Raw genomic sequence first — 1894 nt, forward strand, 5'->3', positions numbered from 1 at the left:
GTTATATTGTCAATTTCCAATATATGTTTATACCTTTTATCGTGTTTTCCAAGTATATATAAATTTATTCCAAGTTCCAATGCCTGCTCTATGATAAATGATATAAATTCATTTGCTGTTTCCATATCGCATTTTGCCGTTGAAAAGTCTAATCTGTCTGTGGATATTGCAAACTGCTCTTTCATCAGTTCCTTAATCTCTATCAAAGTGTATCCTATCTCATCTCCAAATTGCTTTAATAAAACGTGTATCAAGCCATTTTGTGCCTGCGATAACTTTTTTACTGGAATAACCTTTATTGGAAAATGGTTTAAGTATTCCTCCAGTTTTTCTTTTATTCCTGGATAAACTTTTTCCACAGGCAAGGTTATTATTATTTCTTGATTCGAGATTTCAGCATTTGCCATTTCTTTTTAGCCTTCCTTTTCTTTATAAATTTAATGCTCTTAAACAAATCAGCATTAAGTTTTGCAAATTCAAATTCACTGGTACTCATTTCTGCATTGTGTAGTATTTTAATTTTTGTTCTTTTAATCGTCTTTTCTTGCTCATCCATCTCAATTCCTCAATTCTGCTTTTTCTATCCAGTTCTGTACGTATGCCAATGCTTCAGTCAAGTCTTTTCTCTTAATATCACGGTAGCTTGCAACTCCAAACCTGTCCTTTAAATCTCTGTAAATTGCAGGAAACATTAAATTTCTGTCAGCACTTATCACATCCAGTCTTTGATAAACTCTTATTGATACTGCTTTCTGCAATTTTCTCTGTTCTGTATGATCTATTCTTATCTCGTTGTCAATTTTATTTTCTACGATATTGATTCTATGCTTGACACTTTTCATTTCATTTGCCTGCAATATGATCATGTCCTCAACAGTCATTGGCTTTTGAAGCTGTTCAATTTTTTCAATAAGTTTAAATCTTGTTTCAGCATTATATCTTGCCCCAAGTTGCAACACTCCTTTGTAATTCAAAAGAAATGCAGGTTGATTTCTGTTAAAATTATCAATATATGTGGTTGGCTGAAAAATTAGCCGACCTCTCTCTTCCCCTATTTTACTTATTTCATCTCTTATGTCAGATAAAATATTTTTATGTTCCTTTCCTGTTATTTCCGCTATATCTAAACTTGTTAGTGTATTTCTGTTTTCTATATTCATTAATTCGTTCATCCTAATATTCCTCCTTAGTTCTCTCGTTCATGTTTTTAAGCCATTTATCGTGATGGACTTTTAAAAATTCTTCTTCTGTTGCTCCTACGTATTCGGCCACAATTAAAATTGCCGCTATTATTTTGTTTTCTCTTTCTTGAGAAAATTTTGATAAAAATATTAAAGCTATCTCTAAGTTCTCTATACACCTTTTATAAAATTTAACATTTTCACCTCCGGAATTTCTAAACAATCCTTGATTAATAAAACTCAAGTAAAAATGAAGGCAATCTGACAACTCTTCCAAAACTTTCCTTTTGTTTATTTTTTCTGTGTTATTTTTCCAATAGTTCCAGTCATTTTTAAGTTCTTGTGCTAATTCTCCTAATTCAGCAATAAATGCGACAAACGTTCTTATTTGTGTTCTTTTTCTCAAAGTTTTCTTTTCATCAAATTTCTTATCCAACATCGCTTGTCTTTTTAGTAGTTCATCCATATCAAACTTTTTCAATGCTTCCATTTTTTTAATTCCTTCTCTCTAAAATTTCGATATAAACCTTATCCTTGCCATACCCCTTTATCTTATGCACAGCCAAATCGTCTATAAGTTCGTCATCCTCAATCACGATTCCTTTCAAGCAGTCTAGAATAGCCTTGTTGTAATTGTCTATATCCCTTTTGGCTTTAGTTTTAAAATAAAGCCATATTTCAACCTTGAGCCGTTTTTTTGTTACCTCGCCTTT

Annotated in this window: 4 protein-coding genes and 1 pseudogene; all 5 read right to left on the reverse strand. The window is 31.6% G+C overall.

Annotated elements, in window-relative coordinates; translation table 11 throughout:
• A pseudogene (locus tag K324_RS0109560) lies at positions 1 to 407 on the reverse strand (putative HNHc nuclease); the annotation flags it as partial.
• Positions 374 to 556, reverse strand: a complete 183-nt coding sequence (locus K324_RS0109565; protein WP_026748928.1) for a hypothetical protein — start codon at positions 554 to 556, stop codon at positions 374 to 376. The pseudogene K324_RS0109560 and the gene K324_RS0109565, both read right to left, overlap by 34 nt.
• A 1-nt stretch (position 557) precedes the next feature.
• Positions 558 to 1172 carry a Rha family transcriptional regulator gene (locus tag K324_RS14785; protein WP_051354440.1) on the reverse strand — a complete coding sequence of 205 codons (615 nt, stop codon included), beginning with the start codon at positions 1170 to 1172 and terminating at the stop codon, positions 558 to 560.
• A gap of 1 nt (position 1173) precedes the next feature.
• The gene (locus K324_RS0109575; RefSeq protein WP_026748929.1) at positions 1174 to 1671 is read right to left on the reverse strand and encodes a dUTP diphosphatase; all 498 of its coding nucleotides are present in this window, start codon (positions 1669 to 1671) and stop codon (positions 1174 to 1176) included.
• 4 nt (positions 1672 to 1675) lie between these two features.
• Positions 1676 to 1894 (reverse strand): RusA family crossover junction endodeoxyribonuclease (locus K324_RS0109580; RefSeq protein ID WP_026748930.1); only part of this gene is annotated, 219 nt, incomplete at its 5' end.

It is taken from the genome of Leptotrichia trevisanii DSM 22070 (assembly GCF_000482505.1).
Classification (GTDB): domain Bacteria; phylum Fusobacteriota; class Fusobacteriia; order Fusobacteriales; family Leptotrichiaceae; genus Leptotrichia; species Leptotrichia trevisanii.

What these genes read in the sequence shown, in the direction of transcription:
- K324_RS0109565 (WP_026748928.1), bottom strand. Translation starts at nt 556, where the DNA reads ATGGATGAGCAAGAAAAGACGATTAAAAGAACAAAAATTAAAATACTA.
- K324_RS14785 (WP_051354440.1), bottom strand. Translation starts at nt 1,172, where the DNA reads ATGAACGAATTAATGAATATAGAAAACAGAAATACACTAACAAGTTTA.
- K324_RS0109575 (WP_026748929.1), bottom strand. Translation starts at nt 1,671, where the DNA reads ATGGAAGCATTGAAAAAGTTTGATATGGATGAACTACTAAAAAGACAA.